Source organism: Mesorhizobium sp. P3_B5 (genome assembly GCF_056402815.1).
The window spans coordinates 18357-37281 of record NZ_JBFUGR010000005.1 but is presented as its reverse complement, the minus strand read 5'-3'; the positions used below and the strand labels follow the sequence as shown (position 1 = coordinate 37281).

The 18925-nt window shown below is 62.8% G+C and carries 21 protein-coding genes; 11 read left to right on the top strand and 10 right to left on the bottom strand.

The genetic code is table 11. The features are described from left to right. Nucleotides 1-126 precede the first annotated feature (126 nt). The gene (locus tag AC1DVW_RS14355) at nt 127-285 is read left to right on the top strand and encodes a hypothetical protein (protein WP_477323863.1); all 159 of its coding nucleotides are present in this window, start codon (nt 127-129) and stop codon (nt 283-285) included. Nucleotides 286-350: 65 nt separating this feature from the next. Here the strand turns inward: AC1DVW_RS14355 and AC1DVW_RS14350 are convergent, their stop codons facing one another. Together AC1DVW_RS14350 and AC1DVW_RS14345 are read right to left on the bottom strand one after the other, a co-directional pair. Beyond that, the gene (locus AC1DVW_RS14350) at nt 351-584 is read right to left on the bottom strand and encodes a DUF982 domain-containing protein (protein ID WP_477242807.1); all 234 of its coding nucleotides are present in this window, start codon (nt 582-584) and stop codon (nt 351-353) included. A 111-nt stretch (nt 585-695) separates the two neighbouring features. After that, nucleotides 696-1361, bottom strand: coding sequence for a GntR family transcriptional regulator (locus AC1DVW_RS14345; protein ID WP_477323861.1), 666 nt, complete (start codon nt 1359-1361; stop codon nt 696-698). A gap of 154 nt (nt 1362-1515) precedes the next feature. Between AC1DVW_RS14345 and AC1DVW_RS14340 the strand changes: the two genes are divergently transcribed. Both AC1DVW_RS14340 and AC1DVW_RS14335 read left to right on the top strand, forming a co-directional pair. Continuing rightward, on the top strand, nt 1516-2763 hold the full coding sequence (locus AC1DVW_RS14340) for a multidrug efflux MFS transporter (RefSeq protein WP_477323859.1): 1248 nt from the start codon (nt 1516-1518) through the stop codon (nt 2761-2763). Between the two features lie 31 nt (nt 2764-2794). Beyond that, nucleotides 2795-3163, top strand: coding sequence for a DUF423 domain-containing protein (locus AC1DVW_RS14335; RefSeq protein WP_477323857.1), 369 nt, complete (start codon nt 2795-2797; stop codon nt 3161-3163). 264 nt (nt 3164-3427) lie between these two features. Here the strand turns inward: AC1DVW_RS14335 and AC1DVW_RS14330 are convergent, their stop codons facing one another. Further along, entirely contained in the window at nt 3428-3559 is a 132-nt protein-coding gene (locus AC1DVW_RS14330; protein WP_477323855.1) for a hypothetical protein, read from the bottom strand. A 164-nt stretch (nt 3560-3723) separates the two neighbouring features. Here AC1DVW_RS14330 and AC1DVW_RS14325 point away from each other — a divergent pair, with 164 nt between their 5' ends. Further along, nucleotides 3724-4803, top strand: a complete 1080-nt coding sequence (locus AC1DVW_RS14325) for a LacI family DNA-binding transcriptional regulator (RefSeq protein ID WP_477323853.1) — start codon at nt 3724-3726, stop codon at nt 4801-4803. Between the two features lie 8 nt (nt 4804-4811). Here AC1DVW_RS14325 and AC1DVW_RS14320 read toward each other — a convergent pair whose 3' ends face one another. Next, on the bottom strand, nt 4812-5990 hold the full coding sequence (locus tag AC1DVW_RS14320) for an OpgC family protein (RefSeq protein ID WP_477323851.1): 1179 nt from the start codon (nt 5988-5990) through the stop codon (nt 4812-4814). Between the two features lie 202 nt (nt 5991-6192). Between AC1DVW_RS14320 and AC1DVW_RS14315 the strand changes: the two genes are divergently transcribed. The 3 genes from AC1DVW_RS14315 to AC1DVW_RS14305 are packed head-to-tail and all read left to right on the top strand — an operon-like array spanning nt 6193 to nt 7269. Then, a complete protein-coding gene (locus AC1DVW_RS14315) occupies nt 6193-6861 on the top strand; it encodes an alpha/beta hydrolase (protein WP_477323849.1) in 669 nt (222 codons plus the stop codon). A gap of 25 nt (nt 6862-6886) precedes the next feature. After that, nucleotides 6887-7072, top strand: coding sequence for a hypothetical protein (locus AC1DVW_RS14310; protein WP_477323847.1), 186 nt, complete (start codon nt 6887-6889; stop codon nt 7070-7072). A gap of 11 nt (nt 7073-7083) precedes the next feature. Beyond that, entirely contained in the window at nt 7084-7269 is a 186-nt protein-coding gene (locus AC1DVW_RS14305; protein WP_477269132.1) for a hypothetical protein, read from the top strand. 117 nt (nt 7270-7386) lie between these two features. On the opposite strand, the gene AC1DVW_RS14300 is transcribed toward AC1DVW_RS14305, so the two are convergent. Together AC1DVW_RS14300 and AC1DVW_RS14295 are read right to left on the bottom strand one after the other, a co-directional pair. Beyond that, a complete protein-coding gene (locus tag AC1DVW_RS14300; RefSeq protein WP_477324374.1) occupies nt 7387-8391 on the bottom strand; it encodes an inorganic phosphate transporter in 1005 nt (334 codons plus the stop codon). 3 nt (nt 8392-8394) lie between these two features. Further along, on the bottom strand, nt 8395-9036 hold the full coding sequence (locus AC1DVW_RS14295; protein ID WP_477242797.1) for a DUF47 family protein: 642 nt from the start codon (nt 9034-9036) through the stop codon (nt 8395-8397). A gap of 107 nt (nt 9037-9143) precedes the next feature. On the opposite strand from AC1DVW_RS14295, the gene AC1DVW_RS14290 reads away from it, so the two are divergent. Further along, nucleotides 9144-9284: a hypothetical protein gene (locus AC1DVW_RS14290; RefSeq protein ID WP_477323845.1), complete on the top strand. Its 141-nt coding sequence runs from the start codon at nt 9144-9146 to the stop codon at nt 9282-9284. A gap of 14 nt (nt 9285-9298) precedes the next feature. Here the strand turns inward: AC1DVW_RS14290 and sthA are convergent, their stop codons facing one another. Further along, complete coding sequence (sthA, locus tag AC1DVW_RS14285; RefSeq protein WP_477269129.1) at nt 9299-10687, bottom strand: Si-specific NAD(P)(+) transhydrogenase; 1389 nt, start codon at nt 10685-10687, stop codon at nt 9299-9301. 216 nt (nt 10688-10903) lie between these two features. On the opposite strand from sthA, the gene AC1DVW_RS14280 reads away from it, so the two are divergent. From AC1DVW_RS14280 to AC1DVW_RS14270, 3 genes are all read left to right on the top strand, one after another. After that, the gene (locus AC1DVW_RS14280; RefSeq protein WP_477242795.1) at nt 10904-11374 is read left to right on the top strand and encodes an RDD family protein; all 471 of its coding nucleotides are present in this window, start codon (nt 10904-10906) and stop codon (nt 11372-11374) included. A 139-nt stretch (nt 11375-11513) separates the two neighbouring features. After that, entirely contained in the window at nt 11514-12278 is a 765-nt protein-coding gene (locus tag AC1DVW_RS14275) for an arginyltransferase (RefSeq protein ID WP_107647332.1), read from the top strand. 232 nt (nt 12279-12510) lie between these two features. After that, nucleotides 12511-13407 (top strand): DMT family transporter, encoded by an 897-nt coding sequence (locus tag AC1DVW_RS14270; protein WP_477242794.1) that lies wholly within the window; start codon nt 12511-12513, stop codon nt 13405-13407. Between the two features lie 31 nt (nt 13408-13438). Here AC1DVW_RS14270 and AC1DVW_RS14265 read toward each other — a convergent pair whose 3' ends face one another. The 3 genes from AC1DVW_RS14265 to parC form a co-directional block, all read right to left on the bottom strand. Then, complete coding sequence (locus AC1DVW_RS14265; RefSeq protein WP_477323843.1) at nt 13439-14689, bottom strand: MFS transporter; 1251 nt, start codon at nt 14687-14689, stop codon at nt 13439-13441. 240 nt (nt 14690-14929) lie between these two features. Next, nucleotides 14930-16135, bottom strand: a complete 1206-nt coding sequence (locus tag AC1DVW_RS14260) for an AI-2E family transporter (RefSeq protein WP_477323841.1) — start codon at nt 16133-16135, stop codon at nt 14930-14932. A gap of 235 nt (nt 16136-16370) precedes the next feature. Beyond that, nucleotides 16371-18623: a DNA topoisomerase IV subunit A gene (gene parC, locus AC1DVW_RS14255; RefSeq protein WP_477242791.1), complete on the bottom strand. Its 2253-nt coding sequence runs from the start codon at nt 18621-18623 to the stop codon at nt 16371-16373. Between the last annotated feature and the right edge of the window lie 302 nt (nt 18624-18925).

Here is an 18925-nt window from a genome sequence, read left to right as displayed (position 1 = left end):
TCTTGCAAGCCCGGAACCACTCGGAAGCTCACCGCAGGGCATCTATGGGTGCCGATCGTCCCCTGCGGTGTTGTGTTTGCAGCCCAATGCTCCTAGGCAGGGGCAAGTCTAGAGAAAGGATACGACATGGCACGACCACCGAACTACGGGCAGGAACGCAAGGAGCKTGACCGGCAGAAGGCTGCCAAGAAGGCGGAGAAGCTGGCGGCCAAGGTCGCGGCCAAGGATCGTTCGACGCCCGAGAACGAGACCAACGCTGAAACCGAGACCGAAACGGCAGAATAGAACGGCAGCCGACCCGCGCGGCGGGTCGGGTTACGCCACCCGGTTATGCTTTGGATTCGCCGTGATCAGGCCGGCATTTTGTCGCTGACGAAGACGTTCACTTCGCGCGCGGCGGCGATGAAGGCGCGCCTTGCGTTCATCGCCGGCTTGTCGCCGGCCAGCGCGTCATGACAGGCCTGCAGCGCTTCGCGGTGCTTCATGCTGCGCTTGCCTGGCCAGCTGTTGAGCAGATAATCGGAAGCCTCGCGCGCCGTACGCAAGAGCTGAGTGCTTCCCTCCGCGACCGACTTGACGGTCACGGGTGTTTCAAATCGGTTGTTTTCCATGGCCGCTCTTACGCCATCGGCGTTCGCGAAGCGAGGCCGAAAGTGATTGCACCGCCCGTTCTGCCTTTTTCGTGATGACGTGCGTCAGGCGGCGACGACGGCAAACCCCCTGGCGCGCAGGCCGCGCCGGTCATTGTGCAGCGACGTCACCAGCCGGTCGCGGCTGCCGACGATGTGGGCTGAAAGCAGGCCTGCCGCCGCGTCGGCATCGCCGGCCCGCACCGCCGCCAGAATGGCGTGGTGCTCAGCCCAGGCACGGCCAAGGGCTGCCTCGTCGCGGACCTCAAGCCAGCGGGCGCGCGACAGACGCGTCATCGCATCGCGCACCGCCCTGAACAGAAACTCGTTGCCGGACAGACGCGCCAGCTCGATGTGGAAATCCATGCCGACGCGGTGCCATTCCTCGCGCGGGGTGCCGGCATCGCAGGAGTCGAGCATCGCTTCGATGACGTCGACGGCGCTCCTGTCCTCAAGGGCGCAGGTCAGGCGCAGCGCCCCGACCTCGACCGCCTCGCGGTAGACGGCGATCTGCTCGAGCTCGGCAAGGTTGATCGGCGACACCGTCCAGCCGCGCCCGTCGCGGCAGATCAGCCCCTCCGTCTCCAGCCGCAGCAGTGCCGCCCTGACCGGCGTGCGCGACGCGCCGAAGCGGCTTTCTATCCAACGCTCGGTCAGCCGCTCGCCCGGACCGATCTCGAGGCCGAGGATCATCTCGCGAAGCTGTTTTTCGACACTTTGCATCTGCGACATTTTCGTTCCGCTGTTCTTGTGACTGGACCAATCGGCCGGCCGTCTGAGGAGGCCGCATTGACAGCAGCCGGACTTGCGTCCATGACGGATACCAGCTTGGTATCCCAAAATGGTATCCGCAGCAAGCCATCGGCTGCCGGAACAGGACAAAGACATGCCGCAAGACAGCGCAGGCACATACAACGCCCATTGGCGGCGCAATCTGTTCGTCTGCGTTGCCGGCTCGTTCAGCACGCTGATTGCGATGACGCTGCTGCTGCCGTTCCTGCCGCTCTATGTCGAGCAGCTCGGAGCCGAGGGCCACGCGGCAATCGTGCAATGGTCCGGCATCGCCTATGGCGCGACCTTCTTTGCCGCGGCACTGGTCGCGCCGCTGTGGGGACGGCTGGGTGACCGCTATGGCCGCAAGCTGATGCTGGTGCGCGCCAGCTTCGGCATGGCCATCTGCATGTCGCTGACCGGCATGGTGCAGACTGTCTGGCAACTTGTGCTGCTGCGCCTGCTGATCGGATTTGCCGGCGGCTATTCCTCAGGTTCGACCATCCTTGTCGCCATGCAGACCCCCAAGGAGCGCTCCGGCTGGGCGCTCGGCGTGATGTCGGCCGGCATCACCGCCGGCGCCTTGGTCGGCCCCCTGCTCGGCGGCGTGCTGCCGCCATTGATCGGCATCCGCACCACCTTCCTCATCTCTGGCGGCGTCATTTTCCTGGCCTTCCTGGCGACGACCTTTCTCATCAAGGAGAACCCTCGCCCGGTCGCGACAGACACCAGGTCAAAGGAGAAACCCAGAGGTGGCTGGGCGCAGATTCCCGACAAGCGCCCCGTCGTCGCCATGCTGGCGACTGGCATGCTGTTGAGTTTCGCCACCATGTCGATCGAGCCGATCATCACCGTCTATGTGCAGCAGCTCATCGAGGATCAGAGCCGGGTCACGTTGATCTCCGGCGTCGTCATGTCGGCGGCCGCACTCGGCGCCATCCTGTCGGCCTCGCGGCTCGGCAAGCTCGCCGACCGCATCGGCCACTGGAACGTCATCGTCGGCGCCCTTGCTGTCTCGGCGCTGCTGCTCATCCCGCAGGCTTTCGTCACCGAAGGCTGGCAGCTGGTGGCCTTGCGTTTCCTGATGGGCCTGGCGCTCGGCGGCCTCCTGCCCTGCATCACCAGCGTCATCCGCCACAATGTTCCGGACGGTGTCGGCGGCAATGTGCTCGGCTTGTCGATCTCGGCACAGTATGTCGGCCAGGTTGCCGGGCCGCTGCTTGGCGGCTTCGTCGGCGGTCATTTCGGCATGCGGGCGGTGTTTCTCGGCACATCGGTGCTGATGGCGGGCGGCGCGGTGTATAACTGGCTGGTCCAGTCACACCGCACACGCGACATGCTGGCGCAAGCCGGCAAATCCTGACACTGCTATTTCAGATCACGGAGACATTGACATGGCCGAGCAGCTTGCAGGCAACAGTGGCCGCATCCTTGTTTTTGCCGGCGGCCTGTGCGGCGCGGCGGGCGTGGCGCTGTCCGCCGCGGCGGCGCATCTCGGCGGTGCATTTGTAAGCACCGCTGCATCCTTCCTGCTGATGAATGCGCCGGTGTTTCTGGCCGTTGGCCTTATCGGCGTGAACCGGGTACTGCGGATCGGAAGCTTCATCCTTCTCGCCGGGCTGCTGTTGTTCTCGGGCGATCTTCTCGCCCGAGATTTCCTTGGCTCACGGCTGTTTCCGATGTCAGCGCCGATCGGCGGCACCTTGCTCATCGCCGGCTGGCTGGTGATTGCCGGCTCGGCGCTGGTGCGTCCACGCGCTTGAGGTGCGCCCTGTTGTGAGCGTCGGCCCTAATGACGTTCACCCTTGCCGGCGCTCGTCCTCCCGGCGCTCAGGTCGGAGCGGCAGTTCACGGTCGCGCGTGGCCGGCTCGGCGGCACGCCGCCGCTCCGGCCGATTGGAGGCCGGCGACATACCCCAATAATTGCGAAGAATTTCTTCGAACAGACGATTAACGGGATGCATGGCACTCTCCCTGTTATGAAACTTGAATCGATCCAATCGACCGGCACAAAAATGCCGCGCCGATCAGCTCCGCTTGCGCTCCACGAGGAAACGCAGATCGCGCTTCGCGGCCTTGCCGCGGCGCTTCCGGGCAACCGGAGCGATGCCCCAGTCGTTGCCGTAGATGTCTTCGAACAGATAGTTGACGGGATGCATGGCACCCTCCTCTTCAAGCGATCCAACCACAATTGGCATGACACTTGGATCGATTCAAACATAGGTCTTGACGGGCGGATGTCAAGCAAAAATTTGAATCGATCCAACGAAAGTGCTAGATGCTGCCAACGAACGTGCTAGATGGGAGATGGAGGCAAGCAAAAATGGCGCTACGCGGCGAAGGCAGCACAAGACCCATCCGGCTGGCGGACATCGCCAAGGCCGCCGGGGTTTCGCACGGCACTGCCTCCAATGTCTTCAGCCGTCCCGAGATCGTGCGCGAGGAAGTGCGCGAGCGGGTCAAGGCGGCGGCGGAAGCGATGGGCTATGCCGGGCCTGACCCCAAGGGCCGGCTGCTGCGCGCCGGCAAGGTCAATGCGATCGGCGTCGCGACAGGCGAACCCCTCGCCTATTTCTTCGACGATCCCTATGCCCGCGCCATGATGGCCAGCATTTCCACGGCATGCGACGCCACCGGCGCCGGCATAGCACTGGTGTCCGCCAACAATGAGGAAAAGCTTGCCTGGAACATCCAGAGCGCGCTGGTCGACGGCTTCATCCTGTTTTGCATCGAGGGCGGCTCGCGCCTTGTCGAGCTGACACGCGAACGCAAGCTGCCCTTCGTTGCGCTTGAGCTCGGCTTCGAGGACGAGACGGTTTCGGCGATCGGTGTCGACAATGTCGCCGGCGCCCGCATGGCGGCGCGCCATCTCGCCGAGCTTGGCCATCGCCGCTTCGCCGTGCTGTCGCTGCAGTTCGCCGACGGCCGCACCGGCCTTGTTTCGCCTGAGCAGGTCGCGGCGGCGGTCTACACCGGCACGCGCGACCGCCTTGCCGGCTACTTCGAGGTGCTTTCCGGCTTCGGCGTCGACACCGCCAAGGTGCCGGTTTACGAGACCGAGAACGACGAAGCCAGCACAAGAGCCGGCCTCGAAACCATTTTCGCAAGCGGTGAGAAGCCCACAGCTATCCTGGCGATGTCGGACCGGATGGCCATGATCGCCATCGAATGGCTGGCTGCGCGGGGTATAGCGGTGCCCGGCGATGTCTCCATCGTCGGCTTCGACGGCGTGCCTGGCGCCGCACTTTGCGATCCTGCGCTGACCACGGTCGCCCAGCCGATTGCCGAGATGGGCCGCCGGGCGGCGCGGGCGATCCTTGATTTCGACGGCAAGGTGCTGCGCGAAATACTCGATGTCGAGCTGATCGTCAGGGCTTCGGCCGGGCCGCCCAAGAAAGCTTGAACCCGAATCTATCGGTTGGCGCCTGCCGCCGCCGGCTGCGCGCTGAAGGAGGCCCGCCCGGAGGCTGCTTCGCTGCGTGTCGGCCTCTTGCCGGATGCACCGACGGTCGAAAACCATTCGAGATAGAAGGCGAGCGCGAACTGCATGGCGATGCCTGCAGCGATCAGCAGAGTGTCATAGACAAGGCCTCCGGGATTGATCAGCTTCAGCACCTGCGCTGCCATGGCGAGCACCGTGCCGGCGATGAACACCGGCAGCGAGCGCTTGCCGAGTATGGCGAGCGGATGATCGCGAGCGGTGCGGAACAGGTTCGAGATGGCCGGAAAGGCAACGATCAAATAGCTCATCGCCAGAATGTGCAGCAACCGCGGCAGCGACAGGAACGTCTTGTCGAAGCCGGTCAGCACCACCGGCAGATCCAGCCATGACACGTGCCCCCAGAGCGGGCTGTGCACCCAGACAAGCGCTCCCGCGACATAGATTGCCGCCGCGCCGACCAGCCAGCGATTGACTGGAATGGTGCCGCCGCGCCTGACATGCAGCGTGCCCGCCAGGCCGATGTTGAAGAGGAACTGCCACGACAGCGGATTGAGAAACCAGAACCCCGGCTCGGGATAATTGGGCGGCGCGATCTGGTAGATTCCGGCAACCAGCCACAACGTGCCGGACACGGCCAGCGCCAGCAGCGGCCGGTAGCTGACGAACAGCAGGAAGGCCGGCGCCATCAGCAGCAGCGCTGCATAGACCGGCAAGATGTTGTTGTAGCCGAGCTGATGACCAAGCGTGACGATGCCGATCAGCACCTCCGGCGTGTTTTTCATCAGCGGCTCGATGTTGATCAGTTTCAGCAGCTCCGGGCGCCGGGCGAACACCGCTGCCGCGCAGAACATGGCCATCACCGCCATCGTGGTGACGATATGGGCGGCATAGAGCACACCCGCCCGCCGCCACATTTTCAGCGTCGCCAGCAGCCGGCCTCCCGGCTGAAACTTGCTGCCATAGGCAAGGGCGACCGACATGCCCGAGATCAGCACGAACGCTTCCGCCGCGTCCGAAAAGCCGAAATTCTTGTAGGTCAGGGTTTCGAAAGCGGTGCCTGGCACGTGGTCGATGAATATTGTGATGAGCGCGAGTGCGCGAAACACATCGATACGCGTGTCGCGTTCGGACGAAACTGGCATGGACATCGACAAAAGGCCTCAAAGCTGGTCGTTCATTGGGGCAATGCGACCCCCGACGCACCGCTTCGATTCCTCCCGTGAGAGAGTGTATCGGCGCAGAAACGGACTGAAGTTAGCCTGGTTCAATCAACTTTCACGGAGCATGAAAATATTCCGTTTTGAAGCCGGCAAATGAACAAAAGTGACGTTATATCAAAAGGATGTGATGATGGCTGAAGAGGCCGCTGAAGATGGATTTCTGAGGCGCGACCTGGACTTTCCCTACCGCCTCTACAGGCCTGCCGATGCAACCGGCGAAGTGCTTTTTCTGCTGCATGGTTCCGGCGTCGACGAGACCACGCTGGTCCCGCTCGGCCGGCAGATCGCGCCGCGCGCGGCGCTGGTGGCGGTGCGTGGCCGCATCCCCCAGGAGGACGGGTTCCGCTGGTTTACACGCATCACGCCGACGCGCTTCGAGCAGGACAGCATCCGCACGGAGACAGACGCATTCGCGGATTTCATTGCCGACGCCGCGAAGCGCCAAAACCTCGATCTCTCCCGCTCCACATTTCTCGGTTATTCGAACGGTGCCAATCTGGTTTCCACCATGATGCTGCTGCATCCGGGCCTCGTCGAACGGGCGGCGCTGTTACGCGCCATGCCGGTGCTGGACGACGTGCCGCCGGCGGACCTCAGCAAGGCGCAAGTGCTGATCATTGCTGGTGCCGCCGACCTGACCTACGCCCCTTTCGCGCCGGCGCTGGTGTTACTGCTCAGCCAGCGCGGCGCCGAGATCGACGCCCGGATCATCCCATCAGGTCATGAATTCGGCGGCCGGGATGCCGAAATCGTCAGGCAATGGCTGGCAGGCCCAGCGGCCATCACACAGGCGGATTGACCGCTCAGCGCGCGGCGACGGCCGCATGGCATTCCGCGGCGAGATCGACCACGCCATGCTGGTCAAGATTTACGGCGTCGCCGGAAAGCGTTGGGAGATTGCAGACATCGTTGCGCTGATCGAGGCGAAGGAAGCCGAGAAGCCACTGGCGCGCTGCCCCTACGCGGTTGACAAGCCATCGCGTTCGACGAGCTTAATTGGAGCTATCTAGCGGAATGTGCTATGATTCCTGTCGTGGGCAAGAAGGCAAAGCAGAGGATCGAATCCTTGGCAGATCGCGAAATGGCGATCGAAGCCGCCTACTTTGCCCGCAAGTTCGGCCTCACCAAAGAGGAGGCACTCAAAACCCTCAAAGAGGCCCGCGTCGTGAAACCGTTGCCTAGCAGAAATCTGACAAAAACCCGATAAGGGTTGGGTTGGACGACAACCGGCTTTTGGCAAGAAATCGAACGGCACTTCAGGGCCATAGATTTTGCGTCAGATCTCTATGGACGTTCATATTCAGATTTCGGCGTCCTCTCCGCGTCAGCCGCCCAGGCGCGTGACAAGATAGGTGAGGGCCGAAATGGCGGCCGTGGCCGGCAAAGTGACGATCCAGGCAATGACGATGTTCCCGGCGATGCCCCAGCGTACGGCCGAGACGCGGCGGGCCGCGCCGACGCCGATGATGGCGCCGGTGATGGTATGCGTGGTCGACACTGGAACGCCGAGCCAGGTGGCGGCAAACAGGGTGATGGCACCACCGGTCTCGGCGCAGAAGCCCTGCATCGGGTTCAGCCGGGTGATCTTCGAACCCATTGTGTGGACGATGCGCCAGCCGCCGAACAAGGTGCCGAGCGCCAGCGCCGTCTGACAGGTGAGGACGACCCACAGCGGCACATAGAAATTGGCGCCGAGCATGCCTTGCGAATAGAGCAGCACGGCGATGATGCCCATGGTTTTCTGGGCGTCGTTGCCGCCATGGCCGAGCGAATAGAGCGAGGCGGAAAAGAACTGCAGGACGCGGAAGGTGCTGTCGACGGCGAACGGCGTCTGGCGCACGAACAGCCAGGAAACGACAAGGATCAGGGCAAGCGCCAGAACAAAACCTGTCGCCGGTGACAGGACGATCGCGGCGACCGTCTTGCCAAGCCCCGTCCAGACGATGGCGCTGACCCCACCCTTGGCAACGCCGGCACCGACCAGCCCGCCGATCAGCGCATGCGAACTGCTCGACGGGATGCCGGCAATCCAGGTGACGATGTTCCAGACAATAGCGCCGACAAGGGCTGAGAAGATCACCGCCGGCGTGACGATGCTGACGTCGACGATGCCCTTCCCCACTGTCTCGGCGACATGGAGACCGAAGAACATGAAGGCGATGAAATTGAAGAAAGCCGCCCACAGAACGGCATATTGCGGCCGCAGCACGCGGGTGGAGACGATGGTGGCGATGGAATTGGCGGCATCGTGCAGGCCGTTGAGAAAATCGAAGAACAGCGCCACGGCGACAAGGCCGATCAGCACGGGAAAGGCAATGGTGGCTTCCATCACCTAAACATTCTCGATGACGATGCCGCTGATCTCGTTGGCGACGTCCTCGAAACGGTCGACCACCTTTTCCAGCTGGCCGTAAATCTCGCTGCCGATCAGGTAAGCCATCGGGTCGCTGCGGCCGTGCCGCTTGAACAGGTCCTTCAGCCCCTGCTCGTGCAGATCGTCGGCGCGGCTTTCGACGCGCATGACCTCTTCGGCGATGGCGTTGAGGCGCACGGTGTGCGTGCCGACCTTGCTCAGCAGCGGGATCGCCTCGGCGACCAGCTTGGCGGCAGCGACGATGACGCCGCCCATTTCCTGCATCAGCGGGTCGAATTCCTTCTTTTCGAACAGCTTCACCGTCTTGACGGTCTTGTGCATCATGTCGATGGCATCATCCATCGACTGGATCAGATCCTTGATGTCGCCGCGATCGAAAGGCGTGATGAAGGAGCGCCGCACCGCAAGCAGTACTTCGGCGGTGATATGATCGGCCTCATCCTCGAGATCGATGATCTTCTGACACCAGCGATCGATGTCCTTGCCCTGCAGAAGCTGCTCCAGCGCCTCGGCGCCGCCGACCACGGTGCGGGAATGTCGCTCGAACAGCTCGAAGAATCGATCCTCGCGCGGCAGCAGCTTGCGGAACCAGCCCAGCATGTCCGACCTCCCGTCGCGCTTCCATGACCCTGTCCATTCACATAGCGCCCCAGCGAGCCACTGGAAACAGTAAGCCGGCTGAAAGATGTGGATGCGGACAACGAGGCTTGAGACGGAAACCGACTTTCGAGAAGCGCAGGATATCTGCGATTAAGATCGCCGGCGTGCGGCCGGCGGAAATCGAAGCGGTGCTGCCGATGCCTTCGGCCAACGTCATGCTGTCGCTGCTCGCCCAGATGGAAGGCTGAGCAGAAGTAACCGCCTACCCTCGCCCCATCCTGTTCCAGGCATCCAGCCCGGCGATCTTGTAGGCTTCGGCGAGCGTGGGATAGTTGAAGGTGTTGTTGACGAAGAAATCGACGGTGCCGCCGAGGTTGATCACCGCTTGGCCGATGTGAATGAGTTCGGTGGCGCCCTCGCCAACGATGTGGGCGCCGAGCAGGCGGCGGGTTTCGATTGAGAACAGCAGCTTCAGGAAGCCGGTGTTGACGCCCATGATGTGGCCGCGCGAGGTCTCGCGGAAGCGCGCCACGCCGACCTCATAAGCAGCGCCACTGTCGCGCACCTGTTCCTCGGACTGGCCGACGGTGGAGATTTCCGGCACCGCGTAGATGCCATAGGGAAAGGTTTCCGGCGGCGGCGGCAAGGGCACGCCAAAAGCATGGCAGGCGGCCACCCTGCCCTGCTCCATTGAGGTGGAGGCAAGGCTCGGAAAGCCAATGACGTCGCCGGCGGCATAAATGTTGGGCACGCTGGTCTGGAAAGTCTGCGGGTCGACTTTGATGCGGCCCCTGGAATCGGCGTCGATGCCGACCAGGTCGAGGCCCAAGGTTCCGACATTGCCGGTGCGACCGGCGGCGTAGAGTACGACATCCGAACGGATGGTGCGGCCATCGGCCAGTTCGACTTCCGCGGCCTCCGGCTTGGAGCGGATTTCCTTCACCGCGCTGCCCAGCCGGATCGTCATGCCGCGGTCGCGCATCTGGTGGATGAAATCGTCGACGATCTCGCGGTCGACGAAATCGAGGATGGTGTTGCGCGGCTCGACCAACGTCACCGGCACGTCGAGCGCGGAAAAAATCGTCGCATATTCGACGCCGATGACGCCGCCGCCGATCACCGTCAGCGTGCGCGGCAACTGGCCGAGCTCCAGCATCTCGTCACTGTCGAAGACACGGGTCTTGTCGAAGGGCACGTCACGCGGCCGATGCGGCCTGGTGCCGACCGCGATCAGCGCATGGGCGAATCCGACTTCGCTGTAGTCGCCGGTGTCGGTGGTCAGGCTGACCTTGTTGGGTCCGAGGAACTTTACCGCGGCGCGCGCGCTCTTCACCGTATTGCGCATGAACTGGTGCTGCAGCACCTCGACCTCGTGATCGAGCGTCTTGTGCAGGCGTTCGACCAGATCGCCAACCGAAATGTCCTGCTTGACCCGGTAGCCGCGTCCGTAAAAGCCACGCTCGCGCCAACCGGAAAGGTTGAGCACCGTCTCGCGCAGTGTCTTCGACGGGATGGTGCCGGTGTGTACGGACACGCCGCCGAGGCGCCGCCCCCTGTCGACCACCAGCACCGATTTGCCGAGCTTGGCCGATTGCACCGCGGCGCGGCGCCCGGAAGGCCCGCTGCCGATGACCAGCATGTCATAATCCATATTGCCCCGTCCCTCGCCCCTGGCGCCTGACTGCCTTTGTTGCGCCGCAGCAAGCTAACGCCATCCGTGCGGTGAATTCAACCGATTCGCACCGCGCCGGCGCAGCTTCGTCATTGATGCCGCTGAAAGGCCCGATCTTGATTATGCCGCAGGCCTTCACCATTTCATCACAGCCAGGTCCGCACCCTATTGCGGCCCCGATTACGAGGATATGACATGAACGCGCGCGTACTTGACGGCGAAATCATCACCAGCAGGCTCGAAGATATCAGGGCCTATGAGGGCGTGCGCTCTCGGCGCATCTTTGCCTTCATCATCGACTATTGCATCGTCGCGCTGCTGACCATTCCGTTCGCGATCCTGGTGTTCCTGTTTGGGCTACTGACGCTCGGTCTCGGCTGGATGCTGTTCTCAATCCTCGTGCCGGCTGTCGCCATCCTCTACATCTGGAACACGCTGGGCAGCATCGACCAGGCGACGACGGGCATGAAGATGATGGGCATCCGGCTCGACCGCCTCGATGGCACCCGCATTGATGGGCTCACCGCCGTGGTGCATTCGGTGCTGTTCTGGGCCGGCAACGTCATGCTGACGCCGCTGGTGCTTCTGGTGACCCTGTTTTCCGACCGCAAACGCACGCTGCACGATCTGCTGCTCGGCACGGTGGTCAGCCGCAGCGACCGTTGAAACAGCTTTTTACGAGTCCCGGGAGCCGCTTTTGCATAAATGTGAAGGCGTCCGGTCAACCAAGCGTCTATAATCCTGTTGAATTTTTCGCCGTCCGCGCCAAAGGTAGGACGATTCGCAGGAGTGTTTCCAAGGCTCGATGACGCAGCACCCGACCCAGTCGCCGCAGTTCTTCCTGACCGCGCCGTCGCCGTGCCCGTATCTTGAGGGCCAGTTCGAGCGCAAGGTGTTCACGCATCTGGTCGGCGACAAGGCGCCGGAGATGAACGACCTTCTGACGCAAGGCGGGTTCCGGCGCTCGCAGAACATCGCCTATCGGCCGGCCTGCGAGACCTGCCGCGCCTGCGTCTCGGTGCGCATCCTGGCGCAGGAATTCACCGCCAGCCGCAACATGAAGCGGGTGATCCAGCACAATTCCGATCTCGTCGGCGCCATGCACGACGCGCAACCGTCGACCGAACAGTACTCGCTGTTCCGCTCCTATCTCGATGCCCGCCACCGCCGTGGCGGCATGTCCGACATGACGGTGCTCGACTACGCCATGATGGTCGAGGACACCCATGTCGACACCAAGGTCATCGAATATCGCCGACGCGGCCCCGACACCTTCATCACCGGCAAAGGCCAGGGCGAGCTGATCGCCGTGGCGCTGACCGACAAGATGGCCGACGGCCTGTCGATGGTCTATTCCTACTTCAATCCCGACTTCGAGGACCGTTCGCTCGGCACTTTCATGATCCTCGACCACATCGCCCGCGCCAGAGCCATGGGCCTGCCCCATGTCTATCTCGGCTACTGGGTCAACGGCTCGCGCAAGATGAACTATAAGATGCGCTTCATGCCGCAGGAGCATCTCGGCCCGAAAGGCTGGGAGCGCTACGACCACGAAGCGGTTTCGCGCTGATTTTTTCCTTCGCTGTTCATCCTTAAAGCGCGTCGCGTTGAAGCGGATTTAGGCAACGCGCTTTAAGTGTTTGTTTTGATGCATGTCGTTGTCCCAAAACCGCTGCGCACTTTTGGGCGACATGCATTGGACTGTTTCAAGGGGGATGCCGCTGGTCTTCCGGTCAATCGACTGGAAAACAGACGCTGGGCCGGTTTACGGCTGCCTCAAATTCATTGAGAGAACTGCCCGCATGTCGGCCCACCACGACCACCAGAAAGGCCTTCTCATCACCGCCATAGGCGGGCTGGCGCTGACTTTCGACATTCCGCTGATCCGGCTCGCCGACGGCGGCGCCTGGACAATCCTCTTGCTGCGCACCGGCACAACTTTCCTCGCAGCGCTGGTCATCTGGGCCGTCTGGCGCTCGCTGAGCAAGGACGCGCCGCAGCTCATCCCCGGCTGGTCGGGGCTGATGGTCGCCGCGCTCTACGGGCTGGGCTCGATCTGCTTCGTCACCGGCGTCTTCAACACCTCGACCGCCAACCTTGTCTTCATCCTCGCCTTCACGACCATGTTTTCAGCCCTGCTGTCATGGCTGTTCCTGAAGGAGCGGCCGCGGCCGATCACGCTCGCCGCTCTCGCCCTGATGATAGTCGGCGTCGCCATCATCGTCGGCGATTCGATCGGCACCGGGCATCTGTTCGGCGACCTGATGGCGCTGTGTGCGGCGTTCATGATTGCCGCCGCCATCACCATCTCGCGCGCCAGCGGCAAGGACATGGGGTTTACCGCCCTGATCGGTGTCATCCTGCCCTGTGCCGTCGCCGCGTTCATGGTCTCGAGAACCGGTGTTCAGGTGAACGCGCCGTGGTGGATCATCTTCAACGGCGCCGTCATCATGCCGATTTCGTTCTTCTGCCTCGCCAACGGGCCGAAATACATTTCCGGCCCGGAAGTGGCGATGTTCTATCTGCTGGAAACCGTGCTGGCACCGGTCTGGGTGTGGGTGATCTTTGCCGAGACCCCATCGCGCAACAGCCTGATCGGCGGCGCCATCCTCATCGTCACGCTGGTCGCCCATTCGCTGTGGCAATTGCATGAGGGGCGCAAGCGCCGCGCCACGCTTGCCGTCAGTCACCCGGCTTAGAGCGCGGACGCGCAAAGATGCGGCCCGCTTGCTAGATTGAACTGGCAGCTGGTTTGAAACTGCTCCGATCGACAAATGCCGCAAACAACGCCGCCAACAAGGCGAGCGATGCCGACGTGAGCAAGATACCGAGCAGCAGGCGCACCGCGCCTGCCTCTCTGAGGAACAGGCCGGCGATCATGGCGATAAGCGCGCCGCCTGCTAACGACATCGCGGCAGCCAGACCGGCGGCGGTGCCGGCAAGATCAGCACGAACCGACAGCACACCCACATTGGCGGCGGGCAACGTCAGCCCGTTGCCTATGCCAATGAACATGCAAGGCACAAAGAACGCCAAAGCGTGAGTCGCGCCCGAGATCGACAGGATCAATCCGAAAAACAGGCCGAGGCAAGTCAGGAGGCGTGCAACCACGAGCACAGCGCCTCGCGCATATCCGGACCCGTATCGGCCGGACAAAAAGCTGCCCAGCAGAAAACCGGTCGGGACCATTCCCATAAAGAGGCCCAGCATCGCGCTTGAGCCGCCGAGAGATCCGCTCATGGCCAGCGGAGCGCCGCCAAGGAAGATGTAGAATGTGCCCATCGAGCAGGCCATGCACAGCGCGAAAGCCCAGAATCTGACCGAGCCCAGCAGCTGCAAGTAGGACGCAAAATAGCTGCTTGCCGACGTCCTTGAAGGCGCAGCCGTCTCTCTCAGATCGCGCAGGCAAAAAACCAGCATGGCCGCACCCAGCGCCGCAAGTACGATGAAGATCGACCGCCATCCGAACAACTCGTCCAACACCCCGCCGAGGGTAGGCCCGAGCATCGGCGCAACAGCCCATCCCATGGCGGCGTAGCCTATTCGGCTTGTCGCTTCGCGTTCGCCTGATGTCTCCTTGATGACCACGAGGGCGACGGAGAAGCAGGCGGCGATGGATGCTTGCATCATTCGAAAGAGCAAGAAAACTTCAATGCTGGTGGCAAGGGCGCATCCAACAGACGCAAGGATGAAGATCGCGATCGAAGTCAATGCGACCGGCCTGCGCCCAAATCGATCCGACAATGCGCCTGAGATCAGTTCTGTCAGCGCCGTGACAATCGCGTAGCCGGCAACCGAAAAATTGACGAGCGCGAAATCAGCGTCGAACTCGACCGCGATCTTGGGCAGCGAAGGCAAATAAATGTTCACCGGCAGCACCGAGAGGGCCGTCAGGAATATGAGGATGGCATAAGGGGGTGGCACCGAAACCGTCTTCCCGGTTTGCATGCCTGCAGGCTTGGTGGAGCTGTCGCGCGTCATGGCCGTACCGTCTTGTCAGGTGGATTTTCAGAAATCTGACGAGGACCGGCCCGGGCTGCAGGCACAAAAAAGGCCCCGTCAGGAGCCTGCTTGCCGCGCATGGGTGCTTCCGCCGGGTGGCTACCCCACCCTGCCCATGCGCTCTCCTACCACGACAAAGACGAGTTCGAACTTCATGGCGACATAGCTAGACAGCAATTGAAGGGCCGTCAATCGCCGGATTCTCAGCCTTCCGCAGGTTCATGCCCTGGCCTTTTTCTCGGCGACAATATCGATCTGCGGTGGACCACCCGCCGGCTCCTCGGGCGCAACGACGGCAAGTTCGTCCACCAGTTCCACCTCGCGCAACCATTCGCGCCAGATCGCGACCAGCAGCGCCATCAGCACCGGGCCGATGAACAGGCCGAGAAAGCCCATCGTCTTGACGCCGCCGATCAGACCGAAAAAGGTCGGCAGGAAGGGTAGCTTGATCGGCCCGCCGACCAGCTTCGGACGCAATGTTTTGTCGACGATGAACAGCTCGACCGCGCCCCAGATGAACAGCGCCAGCCCGGCCATCGGCGAACCGCTGGCGGCGAGGTAGATCGACACCAGGGTGAACGAGAGCGGGGCGCCGCCGGGAATCAGCGCCATGACGCCGGTCAGCGCGCCGAGCGTCACCGGCGACGGCACGCCGGCCAGCCAATAGGCGATGCCCAGCACCAGCCCCTCGCCGATGGCGATGACGGTCATGCCGGTGACGGTCGAGGAGATCGTTGCCGGCACCACACGCGAAATCCGCTCCCACCGCGTCGGCAGGATGCGCTCGCCGAGACGGTCGACCTGGCCCGCGAAATGCTCGCCGTCGCGATAGGCGAAGAACAGCGCGATCATCATGAACAGCAGCGTCAGCAACAGGCCGAAGGCGCTGCCGCCGGCGGCCAGCACGCCGCGATAGATGCTGCCGATATTGGCGCCGCTGATCAACTGGATCAGCTCGCCGATGCCGCCGGGATGGCCGATATTGGTCGTCCACTGATCGTTCAGCCACTCGCCCACTACCGGCAGTGTCGCTATCCAGTGCGGCGTCACCGCGCCGTGCCGGTTGGTCTCGATCGCCCAACCGACCCATTCGCGGACCTCGTTGATGGCATAGGTGCCGGCAAGTGCGATCGGCACCACCAGGAAGGTGAGAATGAACAGGATCGCCAGGGTGGCGGCAATGGTGCGATTGCCACCAACACCGGCGAGCAGCCGCCGATAGAGCGGCCAGCTGGCGAAGGCGATGACCAGAGCGGCCAATACCGGGAACAGGAAGCCATGGAAGAAATAGACGCCGGCGGCAACAATCAGCACCAGCAGCCAGCGCGCCGCCGACAGCGGCGGGATGACGGCGGACCGAACCGGCGTCGACAGGCCGAACAGGCGCTGATGCCGCTCCGGTTTCTGGATTTCAGCCTGCTTCAAACGCCCATCTCTTCCCTGCCATCTCAGCGTTTATGCACTGTTATAGTGCCGCAATCGTGACGATAGTCCAAATGCGTGGGAATCTCCCCCCTCGAGGGGGAGATGGCCGGCAGGCCAGAGGGGGTCGCCGCGCGTGAAGCGCTAGCCTCTCCTGCCGGCAAAGGGGTGTCGCGTCTGGACGTACCGACCCCCTCTGTCGCCTTCGGCGACATCTCCCCCTCGAGGGGGGAGATACCTACCCAAATTTCCCCGTCCTCGGGAATCCCTTCGGCACCATGCGCCCTGCCGAAGCGCGAGCCCCGATCCACTCCGCCAGTTCCTCTCGCGATCTGGTGAAGGTGCGGTCGGCCGAATCTTGCCACGACAGGCCGCTCTCCAGCACGAAAGGCTTGAGGTCGAGCACGCCGCCATCCTTGTATTTCTGCAGGCGAACGCCCTTGCCGCGGCCCATTTCCGGGATCTCGGAGAGCGCGAACACCAGCATCTTGCGGTTCTCGCCGACAATGGCGAGATGATCGCCGGTGACCGGCACGCAGCGCTTGGCCTCGTCGGGCGCCTTGACGTTCATCACCTGCTTGCCCTTGCGGGTGTTGGCGATGACCTCTTCCTCCGGCACGACAAAGCCGTTGGCGTCGTGCGACACCAGGAGCAGCTTGCGCTTGGGATCGTGGATAAAAGCGGTGACGATGTCCTGGTCGTTGTCCATGTCGACAATGATGCGGATCGGCTCGCCATGGCCGCGGCCGCCCGGCAGCCGGTCGGCGCCGATGGTGTAGAACTTGCCGCCGGTGGTAAACACCAGCACCTTGTCGGTGGTCTGGGCATGGAAAGCGAGCTTGAGGCTGTCGCCCTCCTTGAAGGTCAAGGTGGAATGATCGGTCAGGTGACCTTTCATCGCCCTGAGCCAGCCCTTTTCCGAGACCACCACGGTGACCGGCTCGCGCTCAATCATGGCGTGCGCGATGTCGGTCAAATCGTGTTCGGGCGCGTCGGCGAACTGGGTGCGGCGCTTGCCGAGATCGGTCTCCGGTCCGAATTTGTCGCGGATGCTGGTGACTTCCCACTTGATCGTCGACCACTGCTTGGCGTCGGAGGCAAGCAGCGCCTCGATCTGCTTCTTCTCGGTGGAGAGGCCGTCGAATTCCTTGCGGATCTCGAATTCCTCCAGCTTGCGCAAGGCGCGCAGCCGCATGTTGAGGATGGCTTCGGCCTGGGTGTCGGTGAGCGACCAGCGCGCCATCATCACTTGCTTGGGCTCATCCTCCTCGCGGATGATCCTGATCACCTCGTCGATGTTGAGGTAGGCGATCAGATACCCGGCGAGGATCTCGAGGCGTCTTTCGATCTCGCCAAGGCGATGCTTCGAGCGGCGGACCAGCACCTCGCGGCGGTGCTCCAGCCATTCCCTGAGCACGCCCTTCAGCGACAAGACGTTCGGCACCTTGCCGCGCGACAGCACATTCATGTTGAGCGGGAATCGGCTTTCGAGCTCGGTCAGCTTGAACAGCGATTCCATCAATATGCCCGGATCGACCGAACGGCTCTTCGGCACAAGCACGACGCGGATGTCTTCCGCACTTTCGTCGCGGATATCTTCCAGCAGCGGCAATTTGCGCGCCATCAACAGCTCGGCGATCTTTTCGATCAGCCGGGCCTTCTGGACGCCATAGGGGATTTCGGTGACGACGATGCTCCAGGTGCCCCTGCCCTGGTCCTCCTGGCTCCATTTGGCCCTGACGCGAAAGCCGCCGCGGCCGGTTTCGTAGGCTTCGAGAATCGAAGCGCGGCTGTCGACGATGATGCCGCCGGTCGGGAAGTCAGGCCCCTGGACGAAGTCCATCAGCTTGGTCACCGGCGCATCCGGATGCTCGATCAGATGCAAGGCGGCGTCGCAAAGCTCGGCGGCGTTGTGCGGCGGGATCGAGGTCGCCATGCCGACCGCAATGCCGGACGAGCCGTTGGCGAGCAGGTTCGGGAAGGCGCCAGGCAGAACGACCGGCTCTTCGTCCTCCTCATTGTAGGTCGGCCGGTAGTCGACCGCGTCCTCGGTGATGCCGGCAAGCAGCTCGGTCGCCACATCGGTCATGCGCGCTTCGGTGTAGCGCATGGCGGCGGCGTTATCGCCGTCGATGTTGCCGAAATTGCCTTGCCCGTCGACCAAGGGGTAGCGCATCGAAAAATCTTGCGCCAACCGCACCAGCGCGTCGTAGATCGACTGGTCGCCATGCGGATGGAACTTGCCCATCACCTCGCCGACGATGCGGGCGCATTTGGCAAAGCCCTGGTCGGGGTTGAGCCTGAGCAGCCGCATGGCATGCATGATGCGGCGATGCACCGGCTTCAGCCCGTCGCGCACATCCGGCAGCGCCCGGTGCATGATGGTCGACAGCGCATAGGCGAGATAGCGCTCTTCCAGCGCCTTCTTCAGGTCGACCGGTTCGATATGATCGCCGCCGCCATCTTGAGGCGGCAAAAGCCTTTTTCCCATGGGCTGGAACTAGCCGAGCGGGTGATTCGCGGCAAGGCGCCGGTGTGGGAATCCGCATCGGCGCGACCTTGGACGGTCTATGAGCCCACATTCCGGCAATGGGAGCATCGCCATTGACCGCGCTGTGTGATGGATTTCACTGAATTGCCGGCGCGAGCACTCCAATTTGCCGACCTTGTGCAACAGCATCGGAAGCGGTGCGGGCGCCTGCCAACATCAATCTGTTACACGCGCTGTCTAAGGCATGACGCGACGACGCATGGACCCGATCTTCATGACAAATTCACCGCATCACGCAAAGG